Origin of the sequence: Streptomyces sp. GbtcB7, assembly GCF_019091445.1 — a bacterium.
Classification (GTDB): Bacteria; Actinomycetota; Actinomycetes; order Streptomycetales; family Streptomycetaceae; genus Streptomyces; species Streptomyces mirabilis.
Genome location: NZ_JAGXJM010000003.1, coordinates 290,871 through 312,033 on the forward strand (window position 1 = coordinate 290,871; position 21,163 = coordinate 312,033).

Genomic DNA, 21,163 nt, shown 5'->3' on the forward strand with positions numbered 1-21,163 from the left:
ATCCGCCGGAGAGGCCTTGGTTCCTCTCCCGCTCCCGTTTTCTACTGACGTACGTACAAGGGCTCGCCCGGTGGCGTCGTCCCGGCCGGCAGCAGTGCCAGGTCGAGACCGCGCACCAGGCGGGCCCTCAGTGTTTCGTCGGCGGCGAGCCGCCCGGCGAGCGCGCGGGCGGCCTCGGCCGGGGCCGCGGTGGGGTCCAGTACCAGCGCGAGCGTGCCGTCGGCCTGGCCGGGGCCCAGGTGGGCGCGGAGTACGGCGGGCTCGGCGGCCACGGCGGCGCGTACCGCCTCGACCACGGCGGGATCGGCGAGCGGGTCCGCCGTCGTACGCCCCTCGGCGAGGGCGAGCAGCGCCGAGCCGGTCAGTTCGTACGGCACCGGACCGGCCAGATCGAGGACGACCGTGTCGGCCTTCTCGTGCGCGGCGGCCTGCAGGGCCTGGTGCAGGGGTACGGCGACGGGGCGGGCCGCCGGGTCCCAGCGGGCCAGCGACTCGGTCGAGGTGAAGGCGGGCAGGGCCGTGCGGTGGCCGGCCTTCAGGGTGGGCACCGCCATGTCGCTGGTCTTCTCGTGACGCAGCCCGTTCTCGTCCTCCTCGACCTCGCCGAGGACGGCCACGACGGGCACGAGGAGCCGGGCGCCCTTGAGCGCCTCCAGGACCGGCCCCACGGCGGTGCGGTCCTCGGCCCAGGCCGCGAGTGCCGCGCTCAGCCGGGGATCGGCGGAGCCGTCGTCGTCGGGGAAGCCAGAGTCGGGAATGTTCTTGTTCGCCACGGTCCCCGACCCTATCGGGGGGATGCTGCTGGGCTTGTGCGGGCCCTGAAACCTGGCGTTGACAGCTTTCACGGGATTCTCAGCTTTCGCTGACACACCTCTAACATGCGTCTAACGCCGGGCACAGGCACCGCCCCGAGCATCGCGGGATGGCCCCTCACAGAGCTCGTCGGCGTCGCATCCGCCGCTCCGGACGCAGGACCCTCGTCTACACCGTGGTGGCTTCCGCCGTCCTCGTGGGCGGTACGGCGGCGGGTGCCGTGTACGTGAAGGCACAGGCGCACGACCGCGGGAGCCTCGTATCCTCCCCCTCGGCATCGCCGGGTACGTCGTCCTCGGCGTCGGCCGCGTCGTCGTCCCCCAGCCAGGAGGCATCGGTGGAACCTGTGACGGAGCCCACGGTGGACCGGGACGCCCTGCTCGCCAAGGCGATGAAGGCCGTGGCGCTGGAGAACGGCGCAGCGGTCTCGGTCGCGGTGTTCGACATCGACTCCGCCGAGGGCGCCGCCTACGGCGAGGGGGCCTTCGACACGGCCAGCATCGTCAAGGTCGACATCCTCGCGACGCTGCTGCTCCAGGCGCAGGACGCGGACCGGCATCTGACGGCGGCGGAGAAGACGTACGCCACCGCGATGATCACGAACAGCGACAACGCGTCCGCGTCCGCGCTGTGGGACATCATCGGGCAGGCGGACGGCCTCGACGCCGCGAACGAGCGGTTCGGGCTGAGCGGTACCTCCGGCGGGGACGGTGCGCTGTGGGGGCTGACCCAGACCACGGCGGCCGACCAGCTCACCCTGCTCCAGCAGGTGTTCGGGGACGACTCCGAACTCAGCAAGGCCTCGCGGACGTATCTCCAGGGGCTGATGGGCGAGATCGCCGCCGATCAGCACTGGGGGGTGTCGGCGGCGGCCGACGGCACGCAGTGGGCCCTCAAGAACGGGTGGCTGGCGCGGAGTTCGACCGGGCTGTGGGACATCAACAGCATCGGCCGGGTGACTGTCGACGGGGACGAGTACCTGGTGGCGGCGCTGTCGAACGGCAACACGACCAAGGCCAAGGGGATCTCGGTGGTGGAGGCGGCGGCGAAGGCGGCGGTGGCCGCGTTCGGCTCCGCGTGAGTTCGGGGGGGCCGTAAAGGTGCGGGTTGTCCGTTCGGGTGCGGGTGCGTTGTGGCCGGGCGCGCTCACGCGGCGGAGCCGCATATGTCACAGCCCCGCGCCCCTAAAGGGGCACGTCGCCCGACGCGTCCTGCGCTGAGAACCTGCGGCCTCGCCACAGGAGTACCGACGCGGCCAGCAGGACCACGCCCGCGCCGCCCGCCGCCGGGCCCACCCAGCCGGACGGCTGGTTGTCGTCCGGGGCGGCGTCGGGGCCCGTACCGAAGTACTTCTTGCCGTACGCCGCCGCGTGGGTGCTGTCCGGCTTGAGGCGGCCGGCGGCCGCGATGGCCGCCGCGGGGTCGATGAAGCCGAAGCCGCGGGAGTCGTCGCGCCCGCCGCTGGGGGCGTTGCGGGCGGTGTCCTCCAGGAGCTTCTTGATCTGCGCCGGGGACAGGCCCGGGTGGGCCGCCTTGATGAGCGCGACCGCGCCGGAGACGAACGCGGAGGCCGCGCTGGTGCCCCAGCCCTCGTAGTACTTGTCGTCCGGGTCGGCGATGACGACGTCGACACCGGGAGCGCTGACGGTGGCGTACCAGCGGCGGGTGGAGAACGAGGCGCGGGTGCCGTTCTGGTCGACGGCCGTGGCCGCGATCACGCCCGGGTAGGCCGCCGGGTACGAGATGTGGTCGCCCTTCTCACCGCCGTTGCCGGCCGAGGCGACGACGACCGCGCCCTTCTTCAGGGCGTACTGGACGGCGGCGTCCTCCGCGGGCTCGGGATGGGCGGACTTGGAGTCGTCGCCGAGGGAGAGGTTGATGACGTCGGCGCCCTGGTCGGTGGCCCAGCGGATGCCCTCGGCGAGGGCGTTGCCACGGGTGTTGCGGGCCCTCGTACGGGCCGAGTCGCCGTCTTCGAGGATGACGCGGACGGGGAGGATCTTCGCCTCGGGGGCGATGCCCAGGACTCCGTCGCCGTTGCCGACGCCGTGCCCGTGACCGGCGATGATCCCGGCCATCGCGGTGCCGTGCCGGGCCCATGCGCGGTCACCGCGCTGCGCCCCGAAGCCGACCATGTCCTTTCCGGTGAGGACGTTGCCGACCAGGTCCGGATGCTGGTCGTCGACGCCCGTGTCGAGGACCGCGACCGTGATGCCCTGGCCCTTCGTGGTGCGCCAGGCCTGCTGGGTGTGCATCGCGTCGAGGGCCCACTGCTGGGCGCGTATGCCGTCGGCGTGCGCGGCGGTGGACGGGAGCAGGGCGAGGGAGGCGGCCAGCAGGACGCTCAGGGCTCCGGCCCTCTGAGTGGCCCTGCGGGATGCCTTACGGGCGGCCTCGTGGGTGGCCTCGCTGGTGGTGGCCCTGCGGGTGGTGGCCTTGCGGGTCATGACGGCTTCTCCGTGGCCGAGCCGACGGTTTTGCGCAGGCTGCGCTCGATGCGGTCGGCGAGGCCCTGTGCGTCGTGGCCCAGGCCCGCCTGGGCCGGGGCCGTGGTCGCACCGGGCTTGATGGCGTCCGCGGCGGGCTGCGGGGCGGTGACGATACGGCCGTCGGCGAAGCCGGAGACGGCGTAGACGACGACGGGCGCGTCGGTGAGCACCGACACCGTCCAGGACGCGCGCTGGGCGTCGCCGAACCCGGCGGCGACGGTGCCCTTGGCGGCGTACGGACGGGGCATCAGATCGGTGCGCCGGTCGAGGCCTTCCTGCTGGAAACGGTTCTTCAGCGCGGTCATGGCCGCCGGGTCCGCCTTGGTGAACAGCAGGCCCACGGTGGTGACCTGACTGCGGGTCGCGTCCGTGTACGTGGCCCGCAGCAGCCGCAGACAGCCGGCCGGGGCGAGCGCCTTGCTCAGGAGTGGATCGAAGGCGTTCGCGCAGCCGCTGTCCGGGGCGACGGCGAGTCGGGTCCAGGTGCGGTCGGCGCCGCCGGGGCCCGCGCCCCGGCCCTGCACGGTGGGCGGGAAGAGCTGGTCCACGGGCACGCTGTGCCACAGGCTTCCGGCCGCCACGAAGGCGCTGCGCGCACCGTCCGTGCCCGTGCCGTCGCCGGTCAGCCAGCTTCCGGCCGCCGCGCCGCCGATGAGGCCGAGGCCCAGCACGACGCAGGCCGCGGCCGCTGCCACCCGGGGCCGGGTGCGCGCGCCTACGTGGCGCGGGCGCGTGGTGTCGTCGTAGGTCTCGGGCTCCGCGAACGAGACGTACGGGCGTGCCGTGCCGGGGGCCGGGCTCGCGGGGGCGGACGGTTCGACGGGCCGCTCCGCGGGGACGGGGCGCAGCCGCGTGGTCGTCTCCGTGATCCCGTCCTCGGGTACGGGGGTCCGCCGGGTCGGGCCGGGGTGCGGCACGCCGGGATGCCGACCGGCCGGCGGGGCGTCGGGAAAGCGCGCGGAGGCCGGGGGCGGGGGCGGGGACGCGGGGGTGGTGCGCCGGCCGGGGAAGCGGGGGTGCGTCGGCTCGTGGCGCGGGGGCTCAGAGGTGCCGGTGGCACCCGGCGCCGGTGGGGACGCCGTACCGGCGGAGGACGACCCCTCCGACGGCTTCGGATCGTGCGAGAGCCGGAAGGGGCGCGCCGCCCGGGGACCGCCGTCGTCCGGGCGCGCCATGACATCGCCGGAGGCGTCGGACGCCTCACCTGAGCGCGAGACCGCGTCCGCGGGGGAGCCGGCCGACACCGGCCGCCGGGAACCACCGCCCGCGCGGGGCGCCCCGGCGGTATCGGGCGACAACGGGGTACGGGAATCGCCGCCCGACCGCGGTGTCCCGGCGGTGGACGGACCGGGTGACAGGGAGGCGGCGCCCGCGCGGGGCGGCGTCATGGCGTCGTCCGCCGGGGACGGGCGGCTCTGCCGGGGTGCGCGCGCGGCGGGGGCGTCAGCCGTGGTGGGCCGCTCCGCCGGGCGGCGCGGGGCGCCAGTCGGGGGCAGGTCACCGGAGTCGGAGAGCGTCCAGGGCTCGCCCACCACGGACGGGTCCGTCCGGCGGGGCCCCGGGGCGGTGGCGGCGGGCGGTTCCTGCGGGCTCGGCAGCGACCAGGGCTCGCCGCCCACGGGCGGCTCGGCCGGACGCGGCCGCCAAGTGGCGCCCGAGGGCAGGTACTTCGGGCGGGGCGGCACCGCGTCCCCACCCGCGGGGGACTGCTCGGGTCGCGGCGGGGTCGCCGGACGCGGCGGCGTGACGCCCCCCGCGGGCGGCGCTTCGAACCTCTGCGGGGGCACCGGATTCCCCTGCCCGGGAGACATCTCCGGCCTCGGTGCGGTCGCCGCACGGGACGGCACACCGCCCTCGCTCCTCGGGGACCGTTCGGGTCGGGGCGGGGTCGCCGACCAGGAGGGCACGCCCTCTCCGCCCGCCGGAGACGGTACGGGCCGCGGCGGGGTCGCCCGGCCGGACGGCACGCGCTCCCCGCTCGTCGGGGCCTGTTCGGGCCGTGGTGGGCTCGTCGGGCGGGAGGGCGTGGAGCCGGTGCGGCCCTCCGTGGGAGGCGGTGGGGTGTCCTGCGCGGGAGACGCTGCCCCCTCGGGAGACGCTGCCCCCTCGGGAGACGCTGCCCCCTCGGGGGAGACTGTCCCCTCGGGGGACTCTCCCGGCGGCTGTGCCGGGCGGGGTGGGGTGGCCGGGCGTGGCGGGATGGAGGCGCGGCGCGCTTCCGTGCTCATGCACCCCCCGTTTCCTCGTACCCGGGCTACCGACCCGGCCCGGAATCCGCCGGGCCGCTCACGTGTACGGAAGAAACCACCTCGGCGACTCACCCGTCACGAGCACCCATACCCGTGCCGACGGACCGTCATCCCGGGCACGACCCGCCCGGACAAGGTCGTTCCTCCCTGCGTGCGCGTCACTCTACGGGTTGACGTGGGCAGGGAGGGAACCAGTCCGCGTGCCCGGGGCATCTGCCCGGAACGTCCCCCTACCCTGCGGTAATCGAGTCTGGCAGGCTTCGGTCATGACTGCCCGCGCCGCAGACCGGGCCCGCTACGACCGGGCCACAGCTCATCTCGACGCACCTCTCGCGATCGTGGATCTGGAGGCCTTCGACGCGAACGCGGACGATCTCGTCCGCAGGGCAGGCGGCAAGCCGATCCGGGTCGCCAGCAAGTCGGTGCGCTGCCGCGCCCTGCTCGAGCGCGTTCTGGAGCGGGACGGTTTCGCGGGGATCATGTCCTTCACCCTGGCCGAGTCGATCTGGCTGGCTCGTTCCGGCTTCGACGACATCCTGCTCGCCTACCCCTCGGCGGACACCGGGGGCTTCGCCGAGCTGACCTCCGACCCCAAGCTCGCCGCCGCCGTCACCGTCATGGTCGACGACCCCGCCCAGCTCCACCTGATCGACGAGGCCCGCCGGGACGGCGCCGAAGTGGTGCGCGTCTGCCTGGAGTTGGACACCTCCCTCAAGCTGCTCGGCGGCCGGGTGCGGGTCGGGGCGCTGCGCTCGCCGCTGCACTCGCCCGCCCAGGTCGCCGACCTGGCCCGCGCCGTGGTCCGCCGGCCCGGGTTCAAGCTGGTGGGGATCATGGCGTACGAGGGGCATGTCGCGGGTGTCGGTGACGCCGTCGCGGGGCGGCCCTTGCGGTCGCGTGCGGTCAGGCTCATGCAGGCCACCGCCCGCAAGGAGCTCGCGCGGCGGCGCGCCGAGGTGGTCCGTGCCGTACGGGCCGTGGAGCCGGACCTCGAGTACGTCAACGGCGGCGGGACGGGCAGTGTGCAGCACACGGCCGCCGAGGACGCGGTCACCGAGATCGCGGCGGGCTCCGGGCTGTACGTTCCTCGGCTGTTCGACAACTACACGTCGTTCAGCGGGCGTCCGGCCGCGCTCTTCGCGCAGCCGGTGGTACGCAGGCCGGGTGTCGGGGTCGTCACGGTGCTCGGCGGCGGCTACCCGGCCTCGGGCGCCCCGGGCCCCGACCGGCTGCCGGTCCCCCACCTGCCGGAGGGTCTGCGCTACGACCCCCAGGAGGGCCCCGGCGAGGTGCAGACGCCGCTGCTCGGCGCCCCCGCGGACGACCTGCTCATCGGCGACAAGGTGTGGTTCCGGCATGCGAAGGCCGGGGAGCTGTGCGAGCGGTTCGACGCGCTGCACCTGGTCGAGGGCGACAGGGTGACGGCGACCGTCCCGACGTACCGGGGAGAGGGCCACACCTTCCTGTAGCCGGGCTCACCGCGTGCCCACCGGCCGGATTCCCTCGGTGATCCGGTCCATGTCGGTGAGCGGCGGCCCGTCCGCACCCGCGTCGAACACGAAGCGGACGATGACGAGGGCCCGTGAGCCCACGCCGGAGGGGAACGCCAGCGATTCGACGTACCCCCCGGGTCCCACCCCCGTCTTCACCTGCCAGCGCACGAGGTATCCGACGCTGCCCGCGACGGCGACCGGGCTCGCCCGCAGCTGCCGGTGGGAGGTGACGCCGTGGAAGGGCCGCTTGTCGAGAAGGTCGCGGTCGTACGCGGTGCTCGCGGCGTCCGCGATGTCGTGCTCGGCGAGGGCCTTCGGGGACCTCTCGTCGTTCGCGGTGACGGTGCGCGAGACGACCCGCCCATGCCGGCACAGGCCGGGGTCGCCCGGGCAGTCGTAGGTGCCGGGGGTGGTCATCATGACGTCGTCCTCGGCGACGTCCTGGGCGCGGACCCAGCCGTCGAACAGCGGCAGGGCGATGCCGTTGAGCTCGTCCACGACGACGGACGGGTCGCCGGAGGACGGGTCGGCCGGGGAGCCGGCGGTCTGTGCGGGTGCGGCGGGCGGGGTGGTCCGTGTCGCCGCGGTGCCCCCGCCGCCCTCCCGGCCGAGCACGAAGGCGCCCGTGACGATCGAGGTGACCAGGACGACTCCGGCGGTGACGAGCGCCACGGCCTTGGCACGTCCGGAGCCGCCGCCGACGGGTCGCGGCGGTGCCAGGGGCATCTGGGGTGCCTCGGGTCCTCGCCGGTGGTCCGTCCAGGCGGTGCCGTCCCACCAGCGCTCGACGAGCGGGTACGAGGGGTCGCGGTACCAGCCGGGCGGAGGCGTCATGCTCATTCCGGCACTCTAGGGCGCGCCCCGAACATCAGTACACGGGTGTTCCGTAGACGGTGTCCTTCTGGTCGGGTACGACCGAACCGTCGTCCCTGAGGACGGGTCCCGCGCCGCCGCCGGTCGCGTGGTAGGCGCTGGTCGCGCACGGGTAGGGCTCGGGCCTGCGCGGCAGCGGCCCGATGAACATCGGGTTGATCACCCAGCGGCCGTCGGCGTCGTCGTACGCGCGGCCCATGAGTTCGCTCTTGTCGCGGTTGAGGACGAGGTGGGCTCCGGTGGCGTCCCCGACGAAGGTCACATCGGTGTCGGCGTCGCCGGCCGCGAGCGCGGTGCGGTGGCGTGGGTCCTGCCGCTGCCAGGCCGCGGCGCCGTGGACGCCGTAGATCTCCTGGTTGATCCAGCAGCGCTTGCCGTCGACGTACGGGATGGCCTCGCCCCGGGTCGCCGGTACGCCGCCGCAGCCCTCGTTCCGGGTGGTGATCCGGCCGCACCGGTCGAGGACCGAACGGATGGCGATCGTGTGCCGGGTGCCACCGCGAAGCACAAAGAAGGCCGAGGCGAGTCGTGCGCGGACCGTCACCCAGTCCGCGCCAGTCCGCGAACCAGGTCGCGCTGCTGGTCGTATTGACGCCCTCGCCGAAGTCACCGTCGGCGATTCAGGTCCGCGCCTCAAAAGCGGCGCCACCACGGGTTCCTGCTTCGCAGGCTCCTGCCGCACCCGAGGGATGTGGTCTTACACGAGCCTCCACAGGCGTCACTTAAACCCACCCGTAAGAGTCAAGCCTCGGGATCAAGTTCGGTATCGGCGCGCATGGCACCCACGGTCAGCGCACCGATCTCGTCGTTGCCCCCGGGGGGATCGGCCCGGCGCAGGTGCCTCGCTCGTCGATCACCTGTTGCAGGTGGGCGCGGTTGTCGCCGTACCAACGCGCGGACAGCCGTGGGCAGTCGGGACGGGTGCCGGAGGAGGCGGGTGGCGCGGCCGCCAGGGTGGCGGCCGCGACCAGGGTCCATGCGAAAGTGATACGAATGGATCGATATCGCATGGAACGTGCATACACCGGGGCGATCTACAGGGGCGTGACGTACGCGCCCGAGATCCCCCCGTCCACCAGGAAGTCGGAGGCGTTCACGAAGGAGGAGTCGTCGCTGGCGAGGAAGGCGACCGCCGCGGCGATCTCCTCGGCCTCGGCGAACCGGCCGACGGGGATGTGGACGAGCCGGCGCGCGGCCCGCTCGGGGTCCTTGGCGAACAGTTCCTGGAGCAGCGGGGTGTTGACCGGCCCCGGGCACAGGGCGTTGACGCGGATGCCCTCGCGGGCGAACTGGACGCCCAGTTCACGGGACATGGCCAGCACACCGCCCTTGGAGGCCGTGTACGAGATCTGCGAGGTGGCCGCGCCCATCCGGGCCACGAAGGACGCCGTGTTGATGATGGAGCCCTTGCCCTGGCGCCGCATGTAGGGGATCGCGGCCTTGCAGCACAGGTAGACGGAGGTGAGGTTGACCTCCTGGACGCGCTTCCAGGCCTCCAGGCCGGTGTCCAGGATGGAGTCGTCGTCGGGCGGCGAGATGCCCGCGTTGTTGAAGGCGATGTCGACGGAGCCGTAGGTGTCGAACGCCGTCTTGAAGAGCGCCTCGACCTGCTCGGGGTCGGTGACGTCGACCTTGACGAAGATCCCGCCGACCTCGTCGGCGGCGGCCTTGCCGCGGGCGTCGTCGACGTCGCCGCAGACGACGTGGGCGCCCTCGGAGGCGAGCCGACGGGCGGTGGCGAGACCGATGCCGCTGCCGGCGCCGGTGATGACGGCGGTACGGCCGACGAGGCGGCGGCAGATGATTCCTTCGGCGTCCGCGGTGGCTTCGGTGCCTGCGGTGCCTGCGGTGGCTTCGGTCACTGTGCGGGGCCCTCCGTGCTGATGAAGACGTTCTTGGTTTCGGTGAAGGCGGTGAGCGCGTCCGGGCCGAGTTCGCGGCCGATCCCCGACTGCTTGAAGCCGCCGAAGGGGGTCCAGTAGCGGACGCTGGAGTGGGAGTTGACGGACAGGTTCCCGGCGCGGACGGCCCCCGAGACGCGCAGGGCGCGGCCGACGTCACGGGTCCAGATGGAGCCGGAGAGGCCGTACTCGGTGGCGTTGGCGAGCCGGATCGCGTCCGCCTCGTCCTCGAAGGGCAGGACGACGGCGACGGGGCCGAAGACCTCCTCGACGGCCACACGCGCGTGGGGCTCGACATCGGTGAGGACGGTGGGCGGGAACCAGAAGCCGGGGCCTTCGGGGGCCTTGCCGCGGATACCGGGGGTGTCGGCGGGGACGTACGAGCGCACGCGCTCCAGCTGCACCCGGGAGATCAGCGGGCCCATCTGCGTCTGCTCGTCGGAGGGGTCGCCGACGACGACGGACTCGATCGCCGGGGCGAGGAGGTCGACGAAGCGGTCGTAGGCGGAGCGCTGGACGAGGATGCGGGTGCGGGCGCAGCAGTCCTGGCCCGAGTTGTCGAGGAAGGCCATCGGAGCCGCTGCGGCGGCGGCCTCGACATCCGCGTCGGCGAAGACGATGTTGGGGCTCTTGCCGCCGAGTTCGAGGGTGACGCGCTTGAGCAGGGCCGAGCCCTTCGCCAACACCTGTTTGCCCACGGCCGTTGACCCGGTGAACACGATCTTCGCGACGCCGGGGTGCTCGACGAGCGCGTTGCCCGCGACCGGGCCGTGGCCGGGGAGCACCTGGAAGAGCCCCTCGGGCAGACCGGCCTCCAGAGCCAGCTCGGCCAGCCGGAGCGCCGTCAGGGGGGTCGTCTCGGCGGGCTTGAGGATGACCGCGTTCCCGGCCGCGAGCGCCGGGGCGGTGCCCCAGGCGGCGATCGGCATCGGGAAGTTCCAGGGCGCGATGACGCCCACGACGCCGAGCGGTTCGAGGATGGTCACGTCGAGGCCGCCCGGAACCGGGATCTGGCGGCCGGTGAGCCGCTCCACTCCCCCGGCCGCGTAGTCGAGCAGGTCTCGGACGTTGCCCGCCTCCCAGCGCGCGTTGCCGACCGTGTGCCCGGCCTCGCGCACCTCCAGCCGGGCGAGTTCCTCCAGGTGTCCGTCGACGGCGGCCGCGAAGCGGCGCAGCAGGCGGGCGCGGTCGGCGGGCGGGAGGGCCGCCCACGTCGCCTGGGCCCGCGCGGCGCGTACGACGGCGGCGTCCACGTCGGCCGCGGTGGCGGCCGGGACGGTGGCGAGGACCTCTTCGGTGGCCGGGTTGAGTACCTGGAGATCGAGCTCGTTCGACAAGGAAGGACCTCTCACATGCGTTCGAAGGAGCGGCGCAGCTCCCAGTCGGTCACCGCGGCGTCGAAGGCCTCCAGCTCGACGCGGGCCATGTTGCGGTAGTGCGCGACCACCTCGTCACCGAAGGCGGCCTTGGCGATGGGGCTGTTCTCCCAGAGCTCGGCGGCCTCGCGCAGGGTGGTGGGCACGTGCGCGTACTCGGCGGTGTACGCGTTGCCCGCGCACGGCTCCGGCAGCTCCAGCTTCTGTTCGATGCCGTACAGGCCGGCCGCGACGAGCCCGGCGACGGCCAGGTGCGGATTGACGTCGCCGCCGGGCAGCCGGTTCTCGAAGCGCATCGAGCGGCCGTGGCCGACGACGCGGAGCGAACAGGTGCGGTTGTCGTGTCCCCAGGCGACCGCGGTCGGCGCGAAGGAGCCGGGCTGGAAGCGCTTGTAGGAGTTGATGTTGGGCGCGTAGAGGAGCGAGAAGTCTCGCAGGGCTGCCAGCTGCCCGGCGAGGAAGTACCGCATGACCTCGGACATGCCACCCGGGTCCTGCGCCGAGCCGGCCATCACGTTCGTGCCGTCCGCGTCCGTGAGCGAGAGGTGGATGTGACAGGAGTTGCCCTCGCGCTCGTTGTACTTGGCCATGAAGGTGAGCGAGACGCCCTCCTGGGAGGCGATCTCCTTGGCGCCGGTCTTGTAGATGGCGTGCTGGTCGCAGGTGACGAGGGCCTCGTCGTACTTGAAGGCGATCTCGTGCTGGCCGGGGTTGCACTCGCCCTTGGCGGACTCGACGGTCAGCCCCGCCGCCTGCATCTCGTTGCGGATGCGGCGCAGCAGCGGCTCGATGCGCCCGGTGCCGAGGACCGAGTAGTCGACGTTGTACTGGTTGGCCGGGGTGAGCCCCTTGTAGCCCGTGTCCCAGGCCTGCTCGTAGGTGTCCTTGAAGACGATGAACTCGAGCTCGGTGCCGACCTGGGCGGTGTAGCCGAGTTCGGCGAGGCGGTCGAGCTGGCGGCGCAGGATCTGGCGGGGCGCGGCCACGACCGGGGAGCCGTCGTTCCAGGCGAGGTCGGCGACGAGCAGGGCGGTGCCCTCGTTCCACGGCACCCGCCGTAGGGTGCTGAGATCGGGGCGCATGGCGAAGTCGCCGTAGCCCCGGTCCCAGGAGGACATGGCGTACCCGTCGACCGTGTTCATCTCGGTGTCGACGGCGAGGAGGTAGTTGCAGCCCTCCGTGCCGTGCTCGAGGACCTCGTCGAGGAAGAAGCGCGCGGCGAACCGCTTGCCCTGGAGCCGCCCCTGCATGTCGGGGAAGGCCAGGACGACGGTGTCGATCTCGCCGCCCGCGACGAGGGCGTGCAGCTCCTCGACGGCGAGCGGGGGTGTGCGGTCTGCCACCGGAAAAGCCTCCTTGGGTCAGCCGAGAGCCATAAGGTATTGCCGAGAACCATTGCTTGGGAAGGGGGCACGACCAGATGACGCGGGCGGAAGCCGACGGTGGTGTGGACGACCGACTGACGCCGGTGCTGCGGCCGGTGCGGGCGGGCAACGGTTTCGAGGAGGCACTGGAGCAGATCCTCCAGGTGGTCAGGCTGGGGCTGGTGCCGGGCGGCGGACGGCTGCCCGCGGAGCGGGAGCTGGCGGAGCGGCTGGGGATCAGCCGGGTGACGCTGCGCGAGGTGCTGAAGGTGCTCCAGGACCAGGGTCTTGTCGAGTCGCGGCGCGGCCGGTACGGCGGCACGTTCGTGGTGCCGAGGGCCGAGACCCCCGGCGAGGACGAGCTGCGGCGCCGGTTCGCCGAGGTCGACATCGAGGACGTCCTGCGTTTCCGTGAGGTGCTGGAGGTGGGGGCGGCGGGGCTGTGCGCGACGCACGGGCTCTCCCCGGAGCAGGCCGAGCGGCTGCGCGAGGCGCTGGCCCGCACGCACGAGGCGCCGCTGGCGGACTACCGGCGCCTGGACACCCTGCTCCACCTCACCCTCGCCGAGCTGAGCGGTTCGCCGTCCCTGACGGCCCAGTACGCGGCCGTCCGCGCCTCCGTCAACGACCTGCTCGACTGCATCCCCCTCCTGGTCCGCAACCTGGAGCACTCCCAGCGCCAGCACACCGCGCTGGTCGAGGCGGTGCTCGACGGGGACGCGGACGGGGCGCGGGAGATGATGCGGGAGCACTGCGCGGGGACGGCGGCGCTCCTGCGGGGCTTCCTGGCGTGAGCCCTCTGCCGGTACCGTACAAAGACTTCAAAGGTATGACTGCATTCCATTGAATCCGTAGGGAGCGCGGCGTGGGAGGTACGGACGGTGCGGGCGGCGTGGGCGGTGTGAGCGGCGTGGGTAGACCGCTGATCGGCGTGAGTACGTATCTGGAGGCCGGCGCGCGCTGGGGGGTGTGGGAGCTGGAGGCCGCTCTGCTGCCGGCCGGCTATCCGCGGCTCGTCCAGGCGGCGGGCGGTCTCGCCGCGATGCTGCCGCCGGACGACCCCTCCCACGCCGCGTCGACCGTCGCCCGTCTCGACGGCCTCGTGATCGCGGGCGGCCCCGATGTCGACCCGGTCCACTACGGCGCCGAGCGCTCCCTGCGGACCGGACCGCCGGCCGCGGCCCGCGACGCCTGGGAACTCGCCCTGATCGACGCCGCGTTGGCGGCCGGCACCCCGCTCCTCGGCATCTGCCGGGGCATGCAGCTCCTCAACGTCGCCCTCGGCGGCACGCTCGTCCAGCACATCGACGGGCATGTGAAGGACGTCGGGGTCTTCGGGCGGCACGAGGTGACGCCGGTGACGGGGAGTCTGTACGGGGATGTCGTGCCGGAGACCTGCGCCGTGCCGACGTATCACCACCAGGCGGTCGAACGCCTCGGAGAGGGACTGACGGCCTCGGCGCACGCGCTCGACGGAACGGTGGAGGCGATCGAACTCCCCTCTTCCCGCTGGGTGTTGGGTGTGCAGTGGCATCCCGAGATGGGTGAGGACCTGAGGGTCATGCGGGCGTTGGTGCGAGCCGCTTCCTGAGCCAGCCGAGGGCGGCGGCGCCCTGGGCGTGCTGGAAGGCACGCAGGGTCGGCAGTCCCGGGGGCGGTGGCTGCCGGGACTGCTGGACGAAGAAGCCGGCGAGGGCCGCCAGGGTGGCGGTGACGCCTTCCGGGTCGGCGTCGCGGCCCAGCGGGTGGGTGGTGAACACCTCTTCCGGGTCGGGGCCGCCCTGCGCGCGGACGCACGGGAGCATCAGCAGCAGGTCGAACCACGGGGCGGCGCGCACGGCGTGCGGCCAGTCGACGAAGACGACCCCGCCGACCTTCGTGAGCAGGACGTTGTCCGCGCGCAGGTCGGCGTGCGCGAGGGTGTCGCCGGTGGCGAACTCGGCCCACGGGGCGGAGAGTTCGGCCAGTTCGTGCAGGTGCGCCGCGATCCACGGGTCGAGGCCAGCACCCCCGGTGTCTCCGGAGTCGATGAGCTGCCGCCACCCCTGGAAGGCGTGGGCCAGGGAGTGTGCGGCGGTCGGGGCGTCGAACGGTGCCGGCGTCAGGGTCCGACCCAACTCCTCGACGGCGTCGAGGACACGTCTGAACTCGCCCTCCCGCCAGGGGACATGGGGCTGACGGCCCGCCACGTCCTCGAAGACGAGGGCGACCCAGGTGCCGTCGTCGTAGGTGCCGAGGAGCCTGGGGGCCGGGGTGTTCGGCGGGAGCGCGGAGGCGTTCCTCGCCTCCGTCCGGTGCAGGGAGGGGCTGTCGGGGTTCGTCTCTCCGCTGACCGCCTTCACGAACGCACGGCGGTGGTCCGCGGTGGTCACGCGGGCGGCAGCACCGGGCGAGAAGCCGCCCTCCTGCGTGACGGCCGTCCGCACCGGCGCACCGAGCACGTCCGCGACGGCGTCGCGAAGCGTGCGCGGGAGTTCTTCCCAGGGTGTGCGCAAGCCGGCGGCGGGCGGGGCGGTCGGAGTCATGCCTCGCATCCTGCGGGGCCCCTGCCCCCGCCCGCCACCGATTTCTCCGCCCCCGCCGCCCCTACCCATTCCCGTCCCCTGGGGGCTCCGCCCCCAGACCCCCATCGGCCTGAACGGCCTCGTCCTCAAACGCCGGACGGGCTGGAGACGCGGGCCCGGGTGAGGTTTTTAGGGGCGCGGGGAACTGCGCGACCAGCCCCCACCCACCCGCACCCGAACGACTACAACCGGACGGAGATCCGGGGCGCAGCCCCGGCCCCAGGGGCGCGGGGAACTGCGCGACCAGCCCCACCGGCCCGCGGCCGACACACTCACCGCGGAGCCCCCCGGTGGCGGTGGCCTACAAGCCTCGCGTCAGTGAGAGCAGTTCCCGTGCCGGCCCCGTGGGGCGGTGGCCCGTGGGCCAGACCGCCCTGAGGGCCCGGCGGAGCTGGACGTCGGACAGCGGGATGCTCACCAGCCGATGCGTCGACAGCTCCTCGCCGAGGGCCAGCTCGCTCAGGACGGCGGGCCCCGCCCCACTCACCGCCGCCGCCTTCACCGCCGTAGTCGAGGAAAGCTCGATCAACGGCCGCGCCAACCCACCCAACGCCGCGTCGAGAACCTGCCGCGTACCCGACCCCTCCTCCCGGAGGATCAACGGCGTCGCGGCCAGCTCCGCCCCCGCGAGCGGCGCGCGACGCCGGGCCCACGGATGCCCCGGCGCCGTCACCACGATCAGCCGGTCGTGCGCGATGACCGTCGAGTCGAGGGCGGGCGGCACCGACAGTCCCTCCACGAAGCCGAGGTCCGCCTCGCCCGCGAGGAGACGTTCCGCCACGGCCGTCGAGTTCCCGGCGAGAAGCGACACCGCCGTGTCCGGCCGCTGCGCGCGCAGTGCGAGCAGCCACCCCGGCAGCAGATACTCGGCGATGGTCATGCTCGCCGCCACCCGAAGCCGCGAGTCCCGCCGGTCCCGCAACGCCTGCGCCCCCGCGTCGAACGCCTCCGCCGCCTCCACGACCCGCCGCGCCCAGTCCGTGACCAGCACCCCGGCGTCGGTGAGCCGCGAGCCCCGGGGCGAGCGGTCGACGAGGGCGACACCCAGTTGCCGTTCCATGGAACGGATCCGGCTGCTGGCCGCGGGCTGGGTGATCCCCAGCTCCCGCGCCGCCCGCCCGAGACTCCCGAGCCGCGCCACCGCGAGCAGCAGTTCCAGCGCCCCGAGGTCGGGCACCCGATGCGCGATCCCGACCGCGACCGGTTCCCCCGACCGGCCACCCTCCATCGATCCCTCAGTACTCACGCCCATAAAGCCAGCTTATGCCCCCATAGACCCGTACTCCCTGGTGGGGACCCGACGGGCGCGCGACCGTGGACGCATGGTCACCGCAGCCCAGCCCCTCCTGTCGACCCCCGCCACCGAAGTCGGACACCCGCGCGTCACCGCCGTCCGGTATCTCGGCCCGAACTGGTACGCCTCCGTCATGGGCACCGCGATCGTGGCGACGGCGGGCGCCGGACTCCCCGGCGACGTCCCGGGCCTGCGAACCGTCTGCACGGCTGTCTGGGCCCTCTCGGCCCTCATGCTCGTGACCCTGCTCGGCGCCCGCGCCCTGCACTGGACGCACCACCGCGACCAGGCCCGCGCCCACCTCCTCGACCCGGCCATGGCCCCCTTCTACGGCTGCCTGGCGATGGCCCTGCTGGCCGTGGGCGGCGGCACCCTCGTCGTCGGCGGGGACTGGATCGGGACGCGGGCGGCGGTCGCCGTGGACGCCGTGCTGTTCACCGCCGGCACCGCCGTCGGACTCGCCGCCGCCCTGGCCATCCCGTACCTGATGGTCGTACGCCACCGCATCCGCGCCGACCAGGCCACGCCCGTCTGGCTGCTCCCCCTCGTCGCGCCCATGGTGTCGGCCGCCCTCGGACCGCTCCTCGTGCCCCATCTGCCCCCGGGCCAGCCCCGGGCGACCCTGCTTCTCGGGTGCTTCGCGCTGTTCGGGCTGAGCCTGCTGGCCACCTTCGTGATGCTGCCGGTGATCTTCGCCCGGCTCATCACCGCGGGGCCGCTGCCGCTCGCGCTCACTCCGACGCTGTTCCTCGTGCTCGGTCCGCTCGGCCAGTCCACGACCGCGGTCGGCAAGTTCGCGGACTTCGCACCGGGCGTCGTGCCGGCCCCCTACGAGCAGGGTTTCGGGATGCTCGCCGTCCTCTACGGCGTCCCCGTGCTGGGCTTCGCACTGCTGTGGCTGGGCCTCGCCGGCGCGCTGGTGGCGCGGGCCCGCCGACAGGGCATGGGGTTCGCGATGACCTGGTGGGCGTTCACCTTCCCGGTGGGGACCTGTGTCACCGGCGCCGAGAGCCTGGCCCGGCACACCGGGCTGGTCGCGTTCGACTGGCTCGCGGTCGCCCTGTACGCGCTTCTCGTGGCCGCCTGGTGCGTGGCCGCCGCTCGGACCGCGCGCGGCCTGGTCAGCGGCGAGCTGCTCGCAACACCTAGGTAGAGGTAACTCCGCTACGGACGCGCAGTTCCAGGCCAGGCGTCGGTGGAACCTCAGCCAGTGTCCGCACGCCTGTCACGCACTCCGTGTGGCGCTCATGTCGTACGCGTCCTGGTGGCGTCGGATCTCGGTGCGCCGTTCGGCGGACCAGGCAGCCAGGGGCTCGATGGCGGAGAGCAGGGAGGCGCCGAGGCCGGTGAGTGAGTATTCGACGCGGGGCGGCACCTCCGCGTAGGCGGTGCGGTCGACCAGCCCGCTGCGCTGAAGGCGCTTGAGGGTGAGGGTGAGCATGCGCCGGGAGATGGCGGGGATCGTGGTGTCGAGGTCCGAGTAGCGGGCGTCGCCCACGGCCAGGGCGCCGATGACCAGCATGCTCCACTTGTCGCCCACCAGGTCGAGGATCTCGCGAATGAAGTCCGCGTCCCGTTCGTCCCAGCGCTCACACGGACCCGAGAGGCGCAGTACGTTCGCCCGCGCCTCGCCGGTGGAGACCGCCTGACCCTCGTCGTTGCTCACGGATGACGCCCTTCCGATGTTCCTCAGGAACATAAACATGCCTTTTGTAACCCTTGTCGCACTCCTGCACAGTGGGCCTACGCACCAGGCGTCAACGCACTGGTCGAAGCGGTCGCTCTGCGCACAGGGCGGCAACCGCCGGGCACTTCCAGCGTATTCCCGCCTCATCGCTCCGGCACTGTTCCCGCCTGCCGCACCGGCGCCGCACCCTCACAAGCCGAAGGGATGTGCCCAGCCATGGAAGGGCTCAAGGACAAGGTCTTCGTCGTCACCGGCGGCGGATCGGGCATCGGCGCGGTCACCGTGCGGCGACTGCTGGCCGAAGGTGCCCGAGTGACCGCGGCCGGCACCAGCGCCGAGAAGCTCGCGCGGATCCGCGAGCAGGCGTCGGAAGCGGCCGATCGGCTGCTTACGGTCCGGTTCGACCTCCGGGACGAGGACTCCATCGCCTCCCTGGTCGCCCAGACCACTGACCGGTTCGGCCGACTCGACGGTGTCGCCAATGTCGCCGCCGCCGTCGGCGCGGACCTCATGGCCCGCGACCAGGGCGTCGACACCATGGACCCCGAGGTGTGGGCCGAGATGATGCGGATCAACGTCACCGGCACCGGGCTCGTGATCCGCGAAAGCCTGCCGGCCCTGGTCGCCGCGGGCGGCGGCTCGATCGTCAACGTCTCCTCCCTGGCGGCGTGGCAGCGGGAAGCGTGGCTCACCGCGTACGCCTCGTCCAAGATCGCCCTGCACGCGCTCACCCGCCACACCGCCCATGCGTGGGGCCGAAAGAACATCCGGGCCAACGCCGTCGCCCCCGGGGTCGTCCTCACGGAGAACGTCCGCGCCGGCACGCCCCCCGAGGTCCGCGAGGCTCTGTCGGAGAAGACCGCGCTGCCGAGGCTCGGTGAGCCCGAGGACCTCGCCTCCATGATCGTCTTCCTCCTGTCCGCGGAGTCCAGCTGGATCACCGGCCAGATCCTGTCGGTGGACGGCGGCCTGACCATGCGCGAGTAGCGCCGCCGCTACCGCGGACCAAGATCCACGCCTCTCTCCGTACGCATTTGTTCCGTCAGCACGTCCATATCAGCACGTCCATATCTGGAGAACCCATGTCCGGCCACGTCCACGTCCTCGCCCTCGTCGGCAGCCTGCGCTCCGGCTCGCACAACCGTCAGCTCGCCGAGGCCGCCGTCAAACACGCCCCCGAGGGCGTCGAGGTCACCCTCTACGAGGGCCTGGCCGAGGTGCCCTTCTACAACGAGGACATTGACACCGACGAGCGGCGCCCCCCCCCCGCCGCCACCCGCCTGCGCGAGACCGCCGCGCGCGCCGACGCGTTCCTGCTCGTCACCCCCGAGTACAACGGCACCATGCCCGCCGTGCTGAAGAACGCCATCGACTGGCTGTCCCGCCCGTTCGGCTCCAGCGCCCTGGTGGGTACGCCGACCGCCGTCGTCGGCACCGCCTTCGGTCAGTACGGCGGCGTGTGGGCCCAGGACGACGCCCGCAAGTCCGCCGGTATCGCCGGCGCCACGATCCTGGAGGACGCCAAACTCGCGATACCCGGATCGGTGACCCGGTTCGCCGAGACACACCCGGCCGATGACACCGAAGCCGTCGCGCAGCTCAGGCAGGTGCTCAGCGCCCTCGCCGCCGCCATCGAGGTCCCCGAGTCCTGAGCCCCGTATCCCCGGCACGCTCCGAGCGGAGGCGTTCCGGTGCCGGGTGGCGGGCAAGGGACGGCCTTCCACCCGGCGTGATCCGTGCACAAGGCGTACCGGCGGCGTGGGAACGCCGCAACCTCATGGTGCGAGCTGCGACTCCGTGCTCGTATCGTGAAAAGGCAGACAGCGGCATGGTAAGCGGGAAAATCATGGCAGAACCGGCGGTCGACTACGCGGCGGTGTTCCAGGCTCTTCCCGGGGCGGCGGCGCTGGTGACTCCGCAGCTGATCTTCGCGGACGCCAACGCGGAGTTCCTGCGCCTCCGGGGCCTCCCCCGCGAGCAGGTGATCGGTCGCTTCCTGCCCGATGACCGCCCCGAAAAGGACCCCGCCGAGCCTCTCCTGCTCAGAATTCTGGCGTCACTGCGCCGGGCGGCGAACACCGGTGAGCGCAGCATCGTAGCGCTGCAGCGCTACGACATGGAGGACCCCGACCAGCCCGGGGTATGGCACGAGCGGTATTTCAACATGACCAACATTCCCGTATTCGGACCTGATGGGCGGGTGACGCTGCTGCTGCACCGGGTGGAGGACGTCACCGAACTCATCCGCGCCCGTGAAGTCGCGCTGACCTTGCAAGAAGCCATGTTGCCCGCTCCTCGCCCGGTCGGCCGGCACCCGGCGGCCGTTCGCTACCGGCCCGCCGCCGAAGCGCTGAATGTGGCCGGCGACTGGTACGACCTGGTCGACCTGCCCGGCGATCGCATCGCCGTCGCCGTCGGCGACGTCGTCGGCCACGGCCTGTACGCGGCCGGCGTCATGGGACAACTGCGCAGCGCCCTCACCGCCGCCTCTCTCGTCCCCGAAGGCCCCGCCCGCGCCCTGGAAGTCCTCGGGCTGTACGCCCGCACCGTCGACGGCGCCGAGAACACCACCGTGGCCACGGCATTCATCGACTGGGAGAACCACACCATCACCTACAGCAGCGCCGGCCACCCCCCACCAGCGCTCCTGCAGAGGGACGGGACCGTCGAGTTCCTGGACCAGGCCACCGACCCGCCACTGGCCGCCCGTCCTCAACACGGCCCCCGGATCCAGGCTGTCGCGGCCTTCCGCGAGGGCGCCGTCCTCGTGCTCTACACCGACGGTCTGATCGAACGTCGCGGCGAAGACATCGACACGGGCCTCGCCCGGCTCGCCGACTCCCTGGCCCGCCACCAGGCAGACGACCCGGAAACCCTCGCCGACGCCGTACTCACCGACCTCATCCCACCCGGTGACGCCACCGACGACACCGCCCTGGTCATCGTGCGCCTGTGAACCTGGCCGGCCACGTTCGCCCGCTCGACGGGGGACATGTCACGTGGCGGCAGACGCAGGGCTCGCCACCATCGACCACAAGATCAGTCTCTATCAGGAAAGGC

The 21,163-nt window shown here is 72.9% G+C and carries 18 protein-coding genes and 2 pseudogenes; 8 read left to right on the forward strand and 12 right to left on the reverse strand.

The window, feature by feature from the left end:
* Positions 1-41: 41 nt before the first annotated feature.
* A complete protein-coding gene (locus KVT44_RS06670) occupies positions 42-773 on the reverse strand; it encodes an SseB family protein (protein ID WP_054236134.1) in 732 nt (243 codons plus the stop codon).
* Between the two features lie 149 nt (positions 774-922).
* Between KVT44_RS06670 and KVT44_RS06675 the strand changes: the two genes are divergently transcribed.
* A complete protein-coding gene (locus KVT44_RS06675) occupies positions 923-1,894 on the forward strand; it encodes a serine hydrolase (RefSeq protein WP_217566377.1) in 972 nt (323 codons plus the stop codon).
* A gap of 103 nt (positions 1,895-1,997) precedes the next feature.
* Here KVT44_RS06675 and mycP read toward each other — a convergent pair whose 3' ends face one another.
* Together mycP and KVT44_RS57845 are read right to left on the reverse strand one after the other, a co-directional pair.
* Complete coding sequence (gene mycP / locus KVT44_RS06680; protein WP_217566378.1) at positions 1,998-3,260, reverse strand: type VII secretion-associated serine protease mycosin; 1,263 nt, start codon at positions 3,258-3,260, stop codon at positions 1,998-2,000.
* On the reverse strand, positions 3,257-5,089 hold the full coding sequence (locus tag KVT44_RS57845; RefSeq protein WP_308313922.1) for a hypothetical protein: 1,833 nt from the start codon (positions 5,087-5,089) through the stop codon (positions 3,257-3,259). The genes mycP and KVT44_RS57845 overlap by 4 nt, the downstream gene beginning before the upstream one ends.
* Positions 5,090-5,817: 728 nt before the next feature.
* On the opposite strand from KVT44_RS57845, the gene KVT44_RS06690 reads away from it, so the two are divergent.
* Complete coding sequence (locus KVT44_RS06690; protein WP_217566379.1) at positions 5,818-7,020, forward strand: amino acid deaminase/aldolase; 1,203 nt, start codon at positions 5,818-5,820, stop codon at positions 7,018-7,020.
* A 6-nt stretch (positions 7,021-7,026) separates the two neighbouring features.
* Here the strand turns inward: KVT44_RS06690 and KVT44_RS06695 are convergent, their stop codons facing one another.
* The 6 genes and pseudogenes from KVT44_RS06695 to KVT44_RS06720 all read right to left on the reverse strand — a co-directional run bounded on the left by KVT44_RS06695 (position 7,027) and on the right by KVT44_RS06720 (position 12,537).
* Positions 7,027-7,884: a DUF2510 domain-containing protein gene (locus KVT44_RS06695; RefSeq protein ID WP_217566380.1), complete on the reverse strand. Its 858-nt coding sequence runs from the start codon at positions 7,882-7,884 to the stop codon at positions 7,027-7,029.
* 28 nt (positions 7,885-7,912) lie between these two features.
* Positions 7,913-8,407 (reverse strand): annotated as a pseudogene (locus KVT44_RS06700) (haloacid dehalogenase-like hydrolase); the annotation flags it as partial.
* 334 nt (positions 8,408-8,741) lie between these two features.
* Positions 8,742-8,927: pseudogene (locus KVT44_RS06705) on the reverse strand (haloacid dehalogenase-like hydrolase); the annotation flags it as partial.
* 24 nt (positions 8,928-8,951) lie between these two features.
* Positions 8,952-9,722 carry a 3-oxoacyl-ACP reductase gene (locus KVT44_RS06710; protein ID WP_099925786.1) on the reverse strand — a complete coding sequence of 257 codons (771 nt, stop codon included), beginning with the start codon at positions 9,720-9,722 and terminating at the stop codon, positions 8,952-8,954.
* Positions 9,723-9,775: 53 nt separating this feature from the next.
* Complete coding sequence (locus KVT44_RS06715) at positions 9,776-11,155, reverse strand: aldehyde dehydrogenase (protein WP_217566381.1); 1,380 nt, start codon at positions 11,153-11,155, stop codon at positions 9,776-9,778.
* Between the two features lie 11 nt (positions 11,156-11,166).
* Positions 11,167-12,537, reverse strand: a complete 1,371-nt coding sequence (locus KVT44_RS06720) for a glutamine synthetase family protein (protein WP_217566382.1) — start codon at positions 12,535-12,537, stop codon at positions 11,167-11,169.
* 77 nt (positions 12,538-12,614) lie between these two features.
* Here KVT44_RS06720 and KVT44_RS06725 point away from each other — a divergent pair, with 77 nt between their 5' ends.
* Together KVT44_RS06725 and KVT44_RS06730 are read left to right on the forward strand one after the other, a co-directional pair.
* Entirely contained in the window at positions 12,615-13,352 is a 738-nt protein-coding gene (locus KVT44_RS06725; protein ID WP_060902306.1) for a FadR/GntR family transcriptional regulator, read from the forward strand.
* 71 nt (positions 13,353-13,423) lie between these two features.
* A complete protein-coding gene (locus tag KVT44_RS06730; protein ID WP_308313923.1) occupies positions 13,424-14,149 on the forward strand; it encodes a gamma-glutamyl-gamma-aminobutyrate hydrolase family protein in 726 nt (241 codons plus the stop codon).
* On the opposite strand, the gene KVT44_RS06735 is transcribed toward KVT44_RS06730, so the two are convergent.
* Together KVT44_RS06735 and KVT44_RS06740 are read right to left on the reverse strand one after the other, a co-directional pair.
* Positions 14,118-15,083: an aminoglycoside phosphotransferase family protein gene (locus tag KVT44_RS06735; RefSeq protein WP_217566383.1), complete on the reverse strand. Its 966-nt coding sequence runs from the start codon at positions 15,081-15,083 to the stop codon at positions 14,118-14,120. The genes KVT44_RS06730 and KVT44_RS06735 overlap by 32 nt on opposite strands.
* A gap of 340 nt (positions 15,084-15,423) precedes the next feature.
* Positions 15,424-16,350: a LysR family transcriptional regulator gene (locus KVT44_RS06740; RefSeq protein ID WP_217566508.1), complete on the reverse strand. Its 927-nt coding sequence runs from the start codon at positions 16,348-16,350 to the stop codon at positions 15,424-15,426.
* A gap of 94 nt (positions 16,351-16,444) precedes the next feature.
* On the opposite strand from KVT44_RS06740, the gene KVT44_RS06745 reads away from it, so the two are divergent.
* Entirely contained in the window at positions 16,445-17,569 is a 1,125-nt protein-coding gene (locus KVT44_RS06745; RefSeq protein ID WP_217566384.1) for a TDT family transporter, read from the forward strand.
* Positions 17,570-17,641: 72 nt separating this feature from the next.
* On the opposite strand, the gene KVT44_RS06750 is transcribed toward KVT44_RS06745, so the two are convergent.
* The gene (locus KVT44_RS06750) at positions 17,642-18,082 is read right to left on the reverse strand and encodes a helix-turn-helix domain-containing protein (protein ID WP_308313924.1); all 441 of its coding nucleotides are present in this window, start codon (positions 18,080-18,082) and stop codon (positions 17,642-17,644) included.
* Positions 18,083-18,319: 237 nt separating this feature from the next.
* Here KVT44_RS06750 and KVT44_RS06755 point away from each other — a divergent pair, with 237 nt between their 5' ends.
* The 3 genes from KVT44_RS06755 (at position 18,320) to KVT44_RS06765 (ending at position 21,059) form a co-directional block, all read left to right on the forward strand.
* Positions 18,320-19,090: an SDR family NAD(P)-dependent oxidoreductase gene (locus tag KVT44_RS06755; RefSeq protein WP_180293063.1), complete on the forward strand. Its 771-nt coding sequence runs from the start codon at positions 18,320-18,322 to the stop codon at positions 19,088-19,090.
* Between the two features lie 95 nt (positions 19,091-19,185).
* A complete protein-coding gene (locus tag KVT44_RS06760; protein WP_217566385.1) occupies positions 19,186-19,755 on the forward strand; it encodes an NADPH-dependent FMN reductase in 570 nt (189 codons plus the stop codon).
* Between the two features lie 194 nt (positions 19,756-19,949).
* Positions 19,950-21,059: a PP2C family protein-serine/threonine phosphatase gene (locus KVT44_RS06765; protein ID WP_217566386.1), complete on the forward strand. Its 1,110-nt coding sequence runs from the start codon at positions 19,950-19,952 to the stop codon at positions 21,057-21,059.
* Positions 21,060-21,163: the final 104 nt, after the last annotated feature.